The 13,061-nt window shown below is 70.6% G+C and carries 12 protein-coding genes and 1 pseudogene; 5 read left to right on the plus strand and 8 right to left on the minus strand.

The features are described from left to right. A pseudogene (locus tag CLM62_RS34930) lies at positions 1-199 on the minus strand (hypothetical protein); the annotation flags it as partial. Between the two features lie 282 nt (positions 200-481). Further along, positions 482-1,486 carry a LacI family DNA-binding transcriptional regulator gene (locus tag CLM62_RS34935; protein ID WP_095753901.1) on the minus strand — a complete coding sequence of 335 codons (1,005 nt, stop codon included), beginning with the start codon at positions 1,484-1,486 and terminating at the stop codon, positions 482-484. 108 nt (positions 1,487-1,594) lie between these two features. Between CLM62_RS34935 and CLM62_RS34940 the strand changes: the two genes are divergently transcribed. Beyond that, positions 1,595-2,755, plus strand: a complete 1,161-nt coding sequence (locus tag CLM62_RS34940) for a Gfo/Idh/MocA family protein (RefSeq protein ID WP_095753953.1) — start codon at positions 1,595-1,597, stop codon at positions 2,753-2,755. Positions 2,756-2,765: 10 nt separating this feature from the next. Here CLM62_RS34940 and CLM62_RS34945 read toward each other — a convergent pair whose 3' ends face one another. Beyond that, a complete protein-coding gene (locus tag CLM62_RS34945) occupies positions 2,766-3,791 on the minus strand; it encodes a LacI family DNA-binding transcriptional regulator (protein ID WP_095753902.1) in 1,026 nt (341 codons plus the stop codon). 158 nt (positions 3,792-3,949) lie between these two features. Between CLM62_RS34945 and CLM62_RS34950 the strand changes: the two genes are divergently transcribed. From CLM62_RS34950 to CLM62_RS34965, 4 genes are read left to right on the plus strand one after another with little or no spacing between them, the layout of a single operon-like run. Next, positions 3,950-5,113 carry a phytanoyl-CoA dioxygenase family protein gene (locus CLM62_RS34950; RefSeq protein ID WP_095753903.1) on the plus strand — a complete coding sequence of 388 codons (1,164 nt, stop codon included), beginning with the start codon at positions 3,950-3,952 and terminating at the stop codon, positions 5,111-5,113. Between the two features lie 15 nt (positions 5,114-5,128). Next, complete coding sequence (locus CLM62_RS34955) at positions 5,129-5,905, plus strand: SDR family oxidoreductase (RefSeq protein ID WP_095753904.1); 777 nt, start codon at positions 5,129-5,131, stop codon at positions 5,903-5,905. A gap of 55 nt (positions 5,906-5,960) precedes the next feature. Further along, the gene (locus CLM62_RS34960) at positions 5,961-6,965 is read left to right on the plus strand and encodes a Gfo/Idh/MocA family oxidoreductase (protein WP_095753905.1); all 1,005 of its coding nucleotides are present in this window, start codon (positions 5,961-5,963) and stop codon (positions 6,963-6,965) included. Next, positions 6,962-7,984, plus strand: coding sequence for a Gfo/Idh/MocA family protein (locus CLM62_RS34965; protein ID WP_095753906.1), 1,023 nt, complete (start codon positions 6,962-6,964; stop codon positions 7,982-7,984). The genes CLM62_RS34960 and CLM62_RS34965 overlap by 4 nt, the downstream gene beginning before the upstream one ends. Before the next feature lie 66 nt (positions 7,985-8,050). Here the strand turns inward: CLM62_RS34965 and CLM62_RS34970 are convergent, their stop codons facing one another. The 5 genes from CLM62_RS34970 to CLM62_RS34990 are packed head-to-tail and all read right to left on the minus strand — an operon-like array spanning position 8,051 to position 13,014. Next, positions 8,051-9,073: a Gfo/Idh/MocA family protein gene (locus CLM62_RS34970; RefSeq protein ID WP_095753907.1), complete on the minus strand. Its 1,023-nt coding sequence runs from the start codon at positions 9,071-9,073 to the stop codon at positions 8,051-8,053. A gap of 18 nt (positions 9,074-9,091) precedes the next feature. Further along, positions 9,092-9,994 (minus strand): sugar phosphate isomerase/epimerase, encoded by a 903-nt coding sequence (locus CLM62_RS34975; protein ID WP_095753908.1) that lies wholly within the window; start codon positions 9,992-9,994, stop codon positions 9,092-9,094. Between the two features lies 1 nt (position 9,995). After that, positions 9,996-10,913 carry an ATP-binding cassette domain-containing protein gene (locus CLM62_RS34980; protein ID WP_095753909.1) on the minus strand — a complete coding sequence of 306 codons (918 nt, stop codon included), beginning with the start codon at positions 10,911-10,913 and terminating at the stop codon, positions 9,996-9,998. Between the two features lie 5 nt (positions 10,914-10,918). After that, a complete protein-coding gene (locus CLM62_RS34985; RefSeq protein WP_179382364.1) occupies positions 10,919-11,989 on the minus strand; it encodes an ABC transporter permease in 1,071 nt (356 codons plus the stop codon). 5 nt (positions 11,990-11,994) lie between these two features. Continuing rightward, on the minus strand, positions 11,995-13,014 hold the full coding sequence (locus CLM62_RS34990) for a sugar ABC transporter substrate-binding protein (protein WP_095753911.1): 1,020 nt from the start codon (positions 13,012-13,014) through the stop codon (positions 11,995-11,997). Positions 13,015-13,061: the final 47 nt, after the last annotated feature.

A 13,061-nucleotide genomic window follows, 5' to 3' on the forward strand; every position in this document is an offset into this window, starting at 1 on the left:
CCGCGCGCACCGGGCCGAGGGAGTCCGCGACCGCCCGCGCGATGTCCGCGCCCTGGCTGCCGCACACCACCAGCAGCCGCCGCAGGCCGAGCCGCTCGGCCTCGCCCGCGGTCGCGGAGGTGGCGGCGCCGGGCCGGAAGACGACCCGCGTCGGCCGGGTCTCGTAGGAGAAGTCGAGGAAGCCCTTCGCGTCCTTCATGATCGCTCCAGTACGAGGTCGACGTGTGCGTGCCGGAAGGGGTTGGAGACGCCCGACTCCCGTGCCAGGACAGGGTCGTCGGTCTCGGACCAGCGACGCCATCGACACCACGGTCACGGACGAGGCGCTGCGCAGACATCGCCCGTCCCGCGTACCCCGAACGGGCACTCCCAGGCGTCGTGATCCCGACCCGGCCGCAACGCCGACGGAGCGGCCGCGGCCTGCCTGCCGGCGCCTGCCGGTCACATGGCTCTCGATCGCACCGTCGATGTCCGTCCGGTCTCAGTCCGCGCGCGGCGCCCCCGTCGTCCCCCGGATCTCCAGGGCGGGCGCGGCGAGCTCGACTCGACCCTGTCCCCCGTGTCCCTCGAAGCGGTCGAGGAGGCGGCGGGCTGCGCGGCGGCCGACCTCGTGGCCGGCGTTGTCGACGGTGGTGAGCCACAGGTGGCGCAGCCGGGAGATGCTCGTGTTGTCGTATCCGGTGACGGACAGGTCGTGCGGCACGCGCAGGCCGAGCTCCTCGGCGGCCGACAGCGCGCCGACGGCGGCGATGTCGTTGACGGCGACCAGGGCGGTGGGCCGCTCGGGGCGGCTCAGCAGCCGGACGGCGGTGCGGAAACCGCCCTCCTCCGTCATGTCGCTGGGTTCGACCAGCGCCCGGTCCGCGAGGCCGTGGGCCCGCATGGCCGCCTCGAAGCTGTGCCGGCGCAGCTCGCCGACGGCTCCGTAGCCCGCGAGGTGCGCGATCCGGCGGTGGCCGAGGCCGATCAGGTGCTCGGTGACCAGCCGCGCCCCCTGCTCGTCGTCGCCCGCCACGACGTCCACGCCGGGCGGCACCACCTCACGGGCGCCCGCGACCACGACCGGTATGCGCTCGGCGACGGCGCCGAGCGCGGCCGGGTCGGGCAGGGTGCCGACCACGACCAGTCCGTCGACCTGGACGTCCAGGAAGGGCCGGGCGAGGTCCTGGCCGGTACGGCGGTTGAGTCGGGCGTCGCCCAGCAGCATGTGCAGGCCGTGCTCGTGCAGCGGTCGGTTCAGGCCGTCGAGCAGGTCGACGAACCACGGGTTGCGCAGGTCGTTCAGGAGGACACCGACCGTGCGGGTGCGCTGCTCGCTGAGGCTGCGCGCGGCGGCGTTGGGCCGGTAGCCGAGTTCGCGCACGGCCCGCAGCACGGCCTCCCGCTTCTCCGGCCGTACCTGGTCGGAGCCGCGCAGCACCAGCGAGACCAGCGACTTGGAGACGCCGGCCCGCTCGGCCACGTCACGGATCGTCGGCTGCCTCATGGATGGACCGTTCCATGAGTTCCGGGAACCTGTCAAAGGGGTTGACACCGGCAGTGATGCCGATCAGGGTGGCTTGGAAAGGCAATGGACCGGTCCAAAGAGGGGCTCATGGTGGATGCGCTCGGTGTCGCCGTCGTCGGTTTCGGCTGGATGGGCCGGGTGCACACCCAGGCGTACGCCCGGGTCGCACACCACTACCCCAAGCTGCCGCTGCGTCCGAAGCTCGTGACCGTCGCCGAGGAGGTGCCCGGCCGGGCCGAGGAGGCCGCCGCTCAGTTCGGGTTCGCCTCGACGACCCGGGACTGGCGTGAGGTGGCCGCCGACCCGCGCGTGCGGGCGGTCAGCATCACCGCTCCGAACTTCCTGCACCGGGAGATCGGTGTGGCGATGGCCGAGGCCGGCAAGCACATCTGGATCGAGAAGCCGGTCGGTCTGACCCTGGCGGACGCCCGGGCGGTCGCCGACGCGGCCGCCGAGGCGGACGTGCGCAGTGCCGTCGGCTTCAACTACCGCAACGCGCCCGCCGTCGAGACGGCCCGCGAGCTGATCGCCTCCGGCCAACTGGGCGCGGTCACCCACGTCCGGATCCGGCTGTTCAGCGACTACGCGGCTCATCCGGAGGGCGCCCTGACCTGGCGGTACGAGCGGGAGCGGGGCGGCAGCGGAGTGCTGGGGGATCTCGCCTCGCACGGCGCCGACCTGGCCCGGTACCTGCTCGGTGACATCGCGTCCCTGACCGCCGACACCGCGATCTTCCTGCCGGAGCGGGCTCGCCCCACAGGCGCCACGGCCGGTCACAGCCTCGCCTCCGGCGGCGAACTCGGCCCCGTCGAGAACGAGGACTACGTCAACTGCCTGCTGCGCTTCGCCTCCGGCGCGCGGGGCGTCCTGGAGGCCTGCCGGGTGTCGGTCGGCGAGCAGAACAACTACGGCTTCGAGGTGCACGGCACCAAGGGCGCGGTGTTCTGGGACTTCCGCCGGATGAACGAGCTGCGCGTCAGCCGGGGCACGACGTACCAGGACCAGCCCGTCAGCACGGTGTACGTCGGTCCGGGCGACGGCGAGTTCGGCGCCTTCCAGCCGGGCGCGGCGAACGCCATGGGCTACGACGACCTGAAGGTCGTCGAGGCATACCGCTTCCTTCGCTCGATCGCCGAGGACAAGCCCTACGGGGCCACGCTCGCGGACGCCGTGCACAGTGCGGCCGTACTGGAGGCGATGGTGCGGTCCGCGGAGAGCGGCGCCTGGACCGACGTCACAGTGGCGTAGGCATGCGGTGTCACAGGGGCGTAGGCATGTTGTAGGGCGTCACCACCTGGATCGCGGACGGCTGCGTGGGTCCCGCGGGCGGCAGGGCGCCGTGGGCGCGCATCACGATGTGGCAGGCCTCGCGCATGTCCTGGCGCAGGTCGTGGTGGAGCACGGCGGACAGGCGGTGTTCGCGCAGCAGCCGGGTGTTGTCGTGGTCCAGGTCGTGGGCGACGAACACCGCGCACTCCCGCCCGGCGTCCTCGAAGGCGCGCAGAGTGGCGATGTTGCCGCCGCCGATCGAGTAGACCGCGCGGATGTCCGGGTCACGCTTCAGCGCGGCCCGGACGAGGTCGTACTGGGTGGCGTCCAGGCCCTGGCCCTCGGCGATCTCGACGAGCGTGCGGTCCGGATACCGGGCGCGCATGGCGCTGCGGAAGCCCATCTCGCGCTCCTCCTCGTTGCGGAAGAATCCGCTGCTGAGGCTGGTGAGCACATTGCCGGGGCGCTCGGCCAGCCACTGGCCCATGAGGTAGGCGGCCGTCGCGCCCGCCGCCCGATTGTCGATGCCGACGTAGGCGAGTCGTGCGGTGGAGGGCAGGTCGGTCACCAGCGTCACCACCGGGATGCCCGCCTCGGCGAGCCGGTCGACGGCCGCCGTGACCTCGGGGACGTCCGGGGCCTTGAGGACCACGCCCTGCGAGCCGCGCCGCGCTATCCGGTCCAGCGTCCTGGTCAGCTCCTGGACCGGCCCGGTCTCCCGGAAGTGGAAGCGCGAGCGCACGACGGCCGGGTGCAGGGCCGGCATTTCGGCTTCCAGGGCGGCGCGTACGGCGGTGGAGAACCGCTCCGGCGTCTGCATCACGATGTCGATCATGAAGGTGCGGCCGACCAGCCGGACCTGGGTGCGCTGCCGGTCCAGGTCGGCGATGGCCTGGTGGACCTCCCGGGCGGTGCTCTCGCGCACGCCGCCCCGGCCGTTGAGGACCCGGTCGACGGTGGCCTCGCTCAGGCCCGCCTGACGTGCGATCTCCCGGATCGGGTAGGGATGACCCACGGCAGGCTCCTTGAGGGGTTTTTGATGGCTCGCTGCTGGTTGTTCGAGGGGTTTGTGCTGACAAGAATGACAGAGCCGTGTCGCTCCCCGTGACCGACAAGCGTGTCGCTCCCCGTGACCGGAAGCGTGTCGCTCCCCGTGACCGAAAGAGGACGAGGATGTCCCTCACCGCCGCCCAGCACCCTGCCTGGCTGACCGAGCAGGACTGCGACCTCGACGTCCTCCGCTCGCTCGTCGAACGCACGACGGACATCACCGCCTACCCGCATGCCTCGACGGTGGAGAGCAACATCCTCGTCTACGACAGCGAGCGGCTCCGCGCGGCCGGAGCGGGCCGTGACGTGCGGGCCGAACTGGTCCGCGCGCTCACCGACGGCCCCGGCATCGCGGTCTTCCGGGGCGCCTTCCCGGACACGGCGGTCGACCGGCTCACCAGTGTCTTCGACGCCCTGCTGGCCGAGCAGCGTGCCTCGGGCGCGGACGCGGGCGATCACTTCGCCGCGCCGGGCGCGAACGACCGGGTGTGGAACGCGCTGGAGAAGGCGGCCCTGTACGACCCCGAGGTCTTCGCCGACTATTACGCCAGCGACGTCCTGGCCCTGGTCTCGGCCGCCTGGCTGGGCCCCGGCTACCAGGTGACCTCGCAGGTCAACGTGGTCAACCCGGGCGGCGCCGCGCAGACCGCGCACCGCGACTACCACCTGGGGTTCCTCTCGAACGAGGCGGCGGCCGCCTATCCCGCGCACGTGCACCGCCTCTCCCCCGTGCTCACGCTCCAGGGCGCGGTGGCGCACTGCGACATGCCCGTCGAGTCCGGCCCGACGCTCTACCTGCCGTACTCGCAGACGTACGAGCCCGGCTACCTGGCCTGGCGGCTGCCGGAGTTCCAGGCGTACTTCAAGGCGCACCACGTCCAGCTCCCACTGGCGAAGGGTGACGCCGTCTTCTTCAACCCGGCGGTGTTCCACGCGGCCGGCACCAACCGCACGCTGGACGTGCGGCGCGTCGCCAATCTGCTCCAGGTGTCCTCGGCCTTCGGGCGCGCGATGGAGACGGTGGACCGTGAGGCGGTGGCGAACGCGGTCTTCCCCGTGCTGCGCAGGCGCCGCGCCGAGGGCATCGGTGAGGAGTGGCTGGAGCGGGTGATCGCCGCGAGCGCCGAGGGCTACCCGTTCCCCACCAACCTCGACAGCGACCCGCCGGTGGACGGTCTGGCCCCGCCCTCGCAGGCGGACGTCGTACGGCGGGCGCTGCACGAGGACTGGACCCCGCGGGCGCTGCGGGACGAACTGCGGGCCGGCACCGTACGGCGCGAGAGCTGAGAGGGCTGGTATCCCATGGGACTTCTCGACGACAAGGTCGTCCTCGTCAACGGCGGCAGCCAGGGGGTGGGCGCCGCCATCGCCCGGGCCGCGGTCCGCGAGGGGGCGCAGGTCGCGGTCACCGGGCGGCGCCCGGAGCCGGGCGAGGCGCTGGTGACGGAGCTGGCCGCGGCCGGCGGCAAGGCGATGTTCGTACAGGCCGATCTGGCGGACGCGGAGCAGGCCATGGCCGCCGTGGCCGAGGTGATCGACGCGTACGGCCGGATCGACTGCCTGGTCAACTCCGCCGGGCTGACGTCTCGGGGCACACTGCTCGACACCACGCCCGAGCTGTTCGACCAGCACATCGCGATCAACCTCAAGGCACCGTTCTTCGCCATGCAGGCCGCGGTCGCGGACATGGTGGCGCGGAAGGCTCCCGGCACGGTCGTCAACATCATCACGTCCTCGGCGCACGGCGGGCAGCCGTTCCTGGCCCCGTACGTCGCCGCCAAGTCCGGGCTCGTCGGCCTGACCCGCAACGCGGCGCACGCGCACCGCTTCGACCGGGTCCGCATCAACGGTGTGAACATCGGCTGGACGGCGACCGAGGGCGAGGACGCCACGCAGAAGACCTTCCACGGCGCGGGGGACGACTGGCGTGAGCAGGCTGCCGCCCAGCTGCCGATGGGCAAGCTGGGCCAGCCGGACGAGATCGCCGACTTCGTGGTCTTCCTGCTGTCGGACCGGTCCGGCGTGGTCACCGGTTCGGTGATCGACTGGGACCAGAACGTGCTCGGCGGACTCGACTGACCTCCTCCCCGCAAAACCCCGCACCCTCCCGCACCCTCCAAGGAGCAACACCCCCATGCGCATCGGAATCCTCGGCCTCGGCCGCATCGGCGCCTTCCACGCCGAGACCCTCTCCGGACTCGACGTGGTCGAGTCGCTCGTGCTCACCGACCCGTTCGCGGACGCCGCCAAGGCCGCCGCGGAGCGGTTCGGCGGCGAGGTCGTGGACTCGCCCGAGGCTCTGCTGGCCGCCGACGTGGACGGCATCGTGATCGCGGCCGCCACGGACGCCCACCCCGGACTGATCCTGGCCGGGGTCGAGGCCGGCATCCCCGTCTTCTGCGAGAAGCCCGTCGCCAAGACCATGGCCGAAGGTGTCGAGGTGCTCAAGGCCGTCGAGGGCAAGGGCGTGCCGATCCAGATCGGCTACAACCGCCGCTTCGACGCCGGGTTCGTCGCCGCCCGGGCCGCCGTACAGAGCGGTGAGCTCGGCAAGCTGCACACCGTACGGTCGACCACGCTGGACCCGGCGCCGCCGCCCGCCGCGTACATCGCCGCCTCCGGGGGCATCTTCCGGGACTGCTCGGTGCACGACTTCGACATCATCCGCTGGGTGACCGGCCGCGAGGTGACCGAGGTGTACGCCGTCGGCGGCAACCGCGGCGCCGACTACATCAAGGAGGCGGGCGACGCCGACACGACCGGCGCGCTCCTCACCCTCGACGACGGCACCATCGCGGTGATCTCCAACTCCCGCCACAACGCCCGGGGTTACGACGTCCGCATGGAGATCCACGGCTTCACGGACTCCATCGCCGTCGGCCTGGAGGACAAGCTGCCGCTGCGCTCCGTGGAGCCCGGCGTGACCTTCCCGGCGGACACCCCGCACGACTTCTTCATGGACCGCTTCACCGAGGCCTACCGCGCCGAACTCACCGCGTTCACCGAGGTCGTAGCAGGCACCCGGCCCTCCCCGTGCACGATCGAGGACGCCCTGGAGGCCGGCTGGATCGCCGATGCGTGCACACTGTCGCTTCAGGAGCACCGCCCCGTGACGATCCAGGAGGTACGACAGGCATGAGCGAACCGGGCCGGGAACCGCTGCGCATAGGAATACTGGGCGCGGCACGCATCACCGAACGCGCCCTCGTGGACCCGGCCCGGGCGGTCGGCCACCGCCTCGTCGCGGTGGCCGCCCGCGACCGGTCCCGCGCCGAGGCCTTCGCGGCGGCGCACGGCGTGGAGCGGGTTGCCGCCTCGTACGCCGATCTGCTCGCCGATCCCGAGGTCGAGGCCGTCTACAACCCGCTCGCCAACGGCCTGCACGGGCCGTGGAACCTGGCCGCGCTCGCGGCGGGCAAGCACGTCCTGTCGGAGAAGCCGTCGGCGAGCAACGCCCAGGAGGCCGCCGAGGTGCGGGAGGCGGCCGCGAAGGCGGGCACCGTCTTCATGGAGGGCTTCCACTACCTCTTCCATCCCGTCACCCGGCGCCTGCACGAGATTCTGGCCTCCGGCGAACTCGGCGAGTTGCAGCGGGTGGAGGCCCTCGTCGCGATTCCCGCGCCGGAGGACTCCGACCCGCGCTGGTCGCTGCCGCTGGCCGGCGGCGCCCTGATGGACCTGGGCTGCTACAGCCTGCACGCGGTACGGATGCTCGCGCCGTGGGCGGGCGGCGCGCCGAAGCTGGTCTCCGCGCGGGGCGCGGAGCGGGCGGGGGCGCCGGGAGTCGACGAGTGGCTGGACGCCGAGCTGGCGTTCCCGGGCGGGGCCACCGGGTCCGCGCGCTGTCACATGGCATACGGCGAGCTGGAGATGAGCTGCCGGATCATCGGCTCCCTGGGTGAGGCGAGCGCACCGAACTTCGTGCTGCCGCACCTGGACGACCGGGTCGTGGTGCGTACGGAGCGGGGTGAGCGGACGGAGCGGCTCGGTACGCGGTCCTCGTACACGTACCAGTTGGAGGCGTTCGCGGACCGGGTGCGCGGTGGCGGCCCGTTGCCGCTGGACGCGGACGACGCGCTGGCGACGATGTCGCTGATCGACGACAGCTATCGCGCGGCCGGGTTCGAGCCGCGACCGCGCACGACACTCGCGGGCTGACGGAAAGGACACGAAGAGGGCCGGGGAGAACCCCGGCCCTCAGCGATGTCACGCCACTGGCTGTCGTCAATCTCCATACAGCGCAGGCTTGTCGACCAGCTCCACCGCCACCCGGCCTCCGTCCTCCAGCGCCCGCACCCCCGCCTCGCACACGGCCGCCGCGGCATAGCCGTCCCACACGCTCGGGCCGGTGACCTCGCCGCGGCGGGTGGCGTCGGCCCAGGCCTGGACCTCGCGGTCGTAGGCGTCGGCGAAGCGTTCGGTGAAGTCCTGGGCGATGGTGCCGCCCCAGCGGCCGGCCATGTTGGTGACCAGGGCGTGGCCGTCGCCGATGCGGGCGGTGCCGCGTTCGCAGACCACCTCGGCCTGGACCTGGTAGCCGAAGCCGCAGTTGACGAAGATCTCCACGTCGACGACCGCGCCGCCGTCCGTCTCGAAGACGACGAACTGCGGGTCCTGCAGGTCGTCCGGCGCGTTCGCGGACGGCCTCGGGCGCAGCACGGTGACGGCCGTGATCTCCTGGCCGAGCAGCCAGCGGGTCGCGTCCGTCTCGTGCGCCACGGAGTCGCTGATGAGCATGTCGCTGGTGAAGAAGGGCGGGCTGGCCACGTTGCGGTGCCGGTTGTGCACCATCAGCGGCCTGCCCAACTGGCCTGTTTCCAGCAGGGACTTGAGCTTGACGTACTCGGCGTCGTAGCGCCGCATGAAGCCGACCTGGACGCGACGCCGGCCCAGTCGCTGCTCGGCCTCCATCACCCGCAGCGCGGAGGCCGCGTCGGGGGTGAGCGGCTTCTCGCACAGCACCGGCAGGTCGTGCTCGAAGGCCGCCAGCAGGGTGGCCTCGTGGACCGGACCCGGGGAGGCGATCAGGACGGCGTCGACGTCGGCCGCCGCCATCGCGGCGGCCGGGTCGGTGTAGGCGGCGCAGCCGTCGACGCGGGCCGCGACCTGCTTGGCGCGTTCCGCGTCGACGTCCACGACGGCGGTCACCCGGGCTCCGCTGGTGACCTGATGGATACGGCGCACGTGGTCGGCGCCCATTCTTCCGGTACCGATGACTGCGACTCCAAGGGTGGCGGGCTCAGTCATGGCCGTCCTTTCGGGTCGTCAGGCGCCGCAGGACCTCAGGAACTTGCGGGTGCGCACCGCGATCGGCAGCGGCTTGTCCGGCTCGCACGGGTACATGTCCTGCTCGACGATCGCGAACAGGTCCACGCCCAGTTGCTGTGCCGCGACCAGCACCGGCTCCAGCTCCGGTACGCCGGACGGCGGCTCGCACATCACTCCGCGCTGTACGGCGGGACCGAACGGCACCTCGTTCTTGACGACGTCGGCGAGGATCTCCGGGTCGACCTGCTTGAGGTGCAGATAGCCGATACGTTCGCCGTACGTCTCGATGAGCTTGACGCTGTCACCGCCGCAGTAGGCGTAGTGCCCGGTGTCCAGGCAGAGGTTGACCAGGTCGGAGTCGGTCGAGTCGAGGAAGCGCTCGACGTGGTCCTCGGTGTCGATGTGGGTGTCGGCGTGCGGGTGCACGACGATGTCGAGGCCGTACGTCTCCTTCACCTCGTGCCCGAGCCGCTCCATGCCCTTGGTCAGGTGGGCCCACTGCTCGCCGGTGAGCTCCGGCGGCTCCAGGATCTCGGCGGTCTTGTCGTCCCGCCAGAAGGAGGGGATCACCACCAGGTGTCGCGCGCCCATGGCCTGGGTGAGCGCGGCGACCTGGCTGACGTGCTCCCAGGTGGACTCCCAGACCGAGGGCCCGCGGTGCAGGCCGGTGAAGACCGTGCCCGCGGAGACCGTCAGGTTCCGGCTGGTCACCTCGTCGGTGAGCCGGGCCGGGTCCGTCGGCAGGTAGCCGTACGGGCCCAGTTCGATCCAGGAGTAACCGGCCTCGGCGACCTCGTCGAGGAAGCGTTCCCAGGGCACCTGCTGCGGGTCGTCGGGGAACCAGACGCCCCAGGAGTCGGGAGCCGACCCGACCCGGATGCGGTCCAGCACAGGGGCCATCTCAGGACTTCCCTTCGCCGGTGCTCGCCACAGGCACGGTGAGGTCTTCCTCTTCGGGGAGTTCCTCGACGTCCACGCCCCGGACCTGTGCCAACTCGTGCTTGAGAGCGGCGAGTTCGGTGCCCCCGGCCATGTGGTTGGTCAACTCCTCCAACGTGATCCGGTCACGGGCGGCGGACAGCTCCATCGTGCCCAGGCGCAGCACGCTGAAGTGGTCGCCGACCATGTAGGCGTGGTGCGGGTTGTGGGTGATGAAGATGACCCCCAGGCCCCGCTCGCGGGCGGCGGCGATGTACTTCAGCACCACACCCGACTGCTTCACACCGAGAGCGGCCGTGGGCTCGTCCAGGATCAGCACGCGGGCGCCGAAGTACACCGCGCGTGCGATGGCCACACACTGCCGCTGGCCGCCCGACAGGGTGCCGATCGGCTGCTCCATGTCATCGAGGACGATGCCCATGTTGCGCAGCTCTTCGTCCGCCGTCTTCTTCATCCAGTCGATGTCCAGGCGGCGCACCGGCCAGGGACCCTTGGTCTTTTCCGAGCCGAGGAAGAAGTTGCGCCACACCGGCATCAGCGGGACCACCGCGAGGTCCTGGTAGACGGTGGCGATGCCCTTGTCGAGGGCCTCACGCGGGGTGGAGAAGCGCACCGGTTCGCCGTCGACGAGGAAGTCGCCCTCGGTGTGCTGGTGCAACCCGGAGATGATCTTGATGAGGGTGGACTTGCCCGCGCCGTTGTCGCCGAGGACGCAGCTGACCTGGTTGGGGAACACCTTCAGGTCCACTCCGTGCAGGGCACGGATATTGCCGTACGACTTGCCCGCCCCGCGCAGCTCGACGATCGCCGCATCCTTGTCGGCCACGGGTGCGTCGTCCGCGAGGACGGCGCCATGGGTGCCGGTTTCCTTGTTTGTCATTCCAGTCACCTCCGGGTCGCCGTGCGCCGGACCCACAGATTGATGAGGACGGCGCCCAGGAGCATCACGCCGAGGAAGGCCTTGAACCAGTCGGGGTTCCAGCCGGCGTAGACGATGCCCTGCTGCACCAAGCCGAACATGAACGCGCCGAAGACGGGACCGATCGCGGAACCGGCGCCGCCGGTCAGCAGACAGCCGCCGATCACCGCGGCCGAGATGTAGATCAGCTCGATACCGACGCCTTCGCCGGACTGCACGGTGTTGAAGGAGAACAACTGGTGCATCCCGACGAACCAGGCGCCGAGGCCGACCAGCATGAATAGGGAGATCTTGGTGAAGGTCACCGGGACACCGACGGCCCGCGCGGACTCCTTGTTGCCGCCGACGGCGAAGATCCAGTTGCCGTACTTGGTGCGCAGCAGCACCCAGGTCGCCAGGGCGGCGAACACCAGCCAGTAGAAGACGGTGATCTTCACCTGGACGCCGCCGATGTCGAACGACGAGGCGAAGATGTTCTGCGCCTGGGCGAAGCCGTCCATGTCGCTGATGTCGTCGGTGGCCACGTTGCCCGTGACCAGCTTGGTCACCGCGAGGTTCGCGCCCTGCAGGATCAGGAACATACCCAGGGTGATCAGGAAGCTGGGCAACCCGGTCTTCACGACCAGCCAGCCGTTGAGGAAACCGACCGCCAGCGACACGATCAGCGCGACGATCACACCCACCCACACGTTCATGGTCAGCTGGTAGCTGATCATGCTCGCGGTGAGCGCGGAGGTGATCACCGCGACACCGGCGGAGAGATCGAACTCGCCGCCGATCATCAACAGCGCCACCGGAATGGTCACGATCCCGATCGTCGACGACTGGTACAGGATGTTCGCCATCGAGCTGCCGTCACGCACCGGCGGCGCCGAGATCAGGAAGAAGATGTACACCGCCACCGCGCCGAGGAAGACACCCACCTCGGGACGGGCGAGCAGCCGCAGGGCCAGGGAACGCTGTGAGGTGCGGCCGTCGGTTTCCTTCGGTTCGGGAGCCGGCGGCGTGCTCACCGCCGGCGCAGCCTGCTGAGTCATGTTCGTCACCGAGTGCCCTTCGCGGCGAACTCGGCGACGGCGTCGACGTTGGACTTGTCGACGAAGGCCGGGCCGGTCAGCACCGGCTGCTCACCACCGCCGCTGTAGTTGCCGTTGTTCTTGTAGAGCCACAGGGAGTCGATCGCCAGGTAACCCTGGAGGTAGGGCTGCTGGTCGACGGCGAACTGGATCGTGCCCTGGTCGATGGCGCCGGTCAGGTCCTTGTTGAGGTCGAAGGTCGCGACCTTGGCCTTGCTGCCGGCGTCGGCCAGCGACTGCACCGCCGTCAGCGCGAAGGGGGCACCGAGGGTGACGACGTAGTCGATGGACTTGTCCTGGCTGAGCTTGGCGGTGATCGTCGACTTCACGGACGGCATGTCCTTGCCGTCGACGAAGAGTGTCTGCAGCTTGCCCGAGAAGGTCTTCTTCACGCCGTCGCAGCGCTGGGTGAGGCCGATGTTGCCCTGCTCCTGGATGACACAGACCGCGTTCTTGGCGCCGGACTCGTTCAGCCTCTTGCCGAGGGCCTCGCCCGCCACGGTCTCGTCCTGCCCGAAGAACTCCATCAGGCCCAGCTTCTGCCACTCGCTCACACCGGAGTTGAGGCCGACCACGGGTATGTTCGCGGACTTCGCCTTGGCCACGACGCCCTTCAGGGCGTCCGGCTTGGCCAGCGTGATCGCGATGCCGTCGACCTTCTGGTCGATCGCGTTCTGCACCAGGTTGGCCTGGTTGCCCGCGTTCGGGTCGGCGGAGTAGACGAGCTTGATGTTGTCCTTGGCGGCGGCGGCCTCCGCGCCCTTGCGGACGATGTCCCAGAAGGTGTCACCGGGCGACTGGTGAGTGACCAGGGCGACCGTCATCCGGGGGGTGGTGGCCTTGCCTGCGGAGGCTCCCGCCTCCCCCTCCTCGGATTTCTTGCCGCCGGAGCTGCTGGAGCAGCCTGCGAGGGTCAGAGCCGCTGCCGCGGCCAGAGCCACAACCGGGGCGAATCCGCGGGAGTGGAAGCGAGAAGAGCGGTCCATCTGTCCTGCACCTCACTGTGCGACGGGAAATCGTCGGAAAAAGGGGG

The sequence above is a fragment of the Streptomyces sp. SA15 genome (assembly GCF_002291145.1).
Taxonomy (GTDB): Bacteria; Actinomycetota; Actinomycetes; order Streptomycetales; family Streptomycetaceae; genus Streptomyces.

Excerpts from the sequence above, each read along its gene's own strand:
- CLM62_RS34935 (WP_095753901.1), bottom strand. The coding sequence starts at position 1,486 with ATGAGGCAGCCGACGATCCGTGACGTGGCCGAGCGGGCCGGCGTCTCC.
- CLM62_RS34940 (WP_095753953.1), top strand. The coding sequence starts at position 1,595 with ATGGTGGATGCGCTCGGTGTCGCCGTCGTCGGTTTCGGCTGGATGGGC.
- CLM62_RS34950 (WP_095753903.1), top strand. The coding sequence starts at position 3,950 with ATGTCCCTCACCGCCGCCCAGCACCCTGCCTGGCTGACCGAGCAGGAC.
- CLM62_RS34955 (WP_095753904.1), top strand. The coding sequence starts at position 5,129 with ATGGGACTTCTCGACGACAAGGTCGTCCTCGTCAACGGCGGCAGCCAG.
- CLM62_RS34960 (WP_095753905.1), top strand. The coding sequence starts at position 5,961 with ATGCGCATCGGAATCCTCGGCCTCGGCCGCATCGGCGCCTTCCACGCC.
- CLM62_RS34965 (WP_095753906.1), top strand. The coding sequence starts at position 6,962 with ATGAGCGAACCGGGCCGGGAACCGCTGCGCATAGGAATACTGGGCGCG.
- CLM62_RS34970 (WP_095753907.1), bottom strand. The coding sequence starts at position 9,073 with ATGACTGAGCCCGCCACCCTTGGAGTCGCAGTCATCGGTACCGGAAGA.
- CLM62_RS34975 (WP_095753908.1), bottom strand. The coding sequence starts at position 9,994 with ATGGCCCCTGTGCTGGACCGCATCCGGGTCGGGTCGGCTCCCGACTCC.
- CLM62_RS34980 (WP_095753909.1), bottom strand. The coding sequence starts at position 10,913 with ATGACAAACAAGGAAACCGGCACCCATGGCGCCGTCCTCGCGGACGAC.
- CLM62_RS34985 (WP_179382364.1), bottom strand. The coding sequence starts at position 11,989 with ATGACTCAGCAGGCTGCGCCGGCGGTGAGCACGCCGCCGGCTCCCGAA.
- CLM62_RS34990 (WP_095753911.1), bottom strand. The coding sequence starts at position 13,014 with ATGGACCGCTCTTCTCGCTTCCACTCCCGCGGATTCGCCCCGGTTGTG.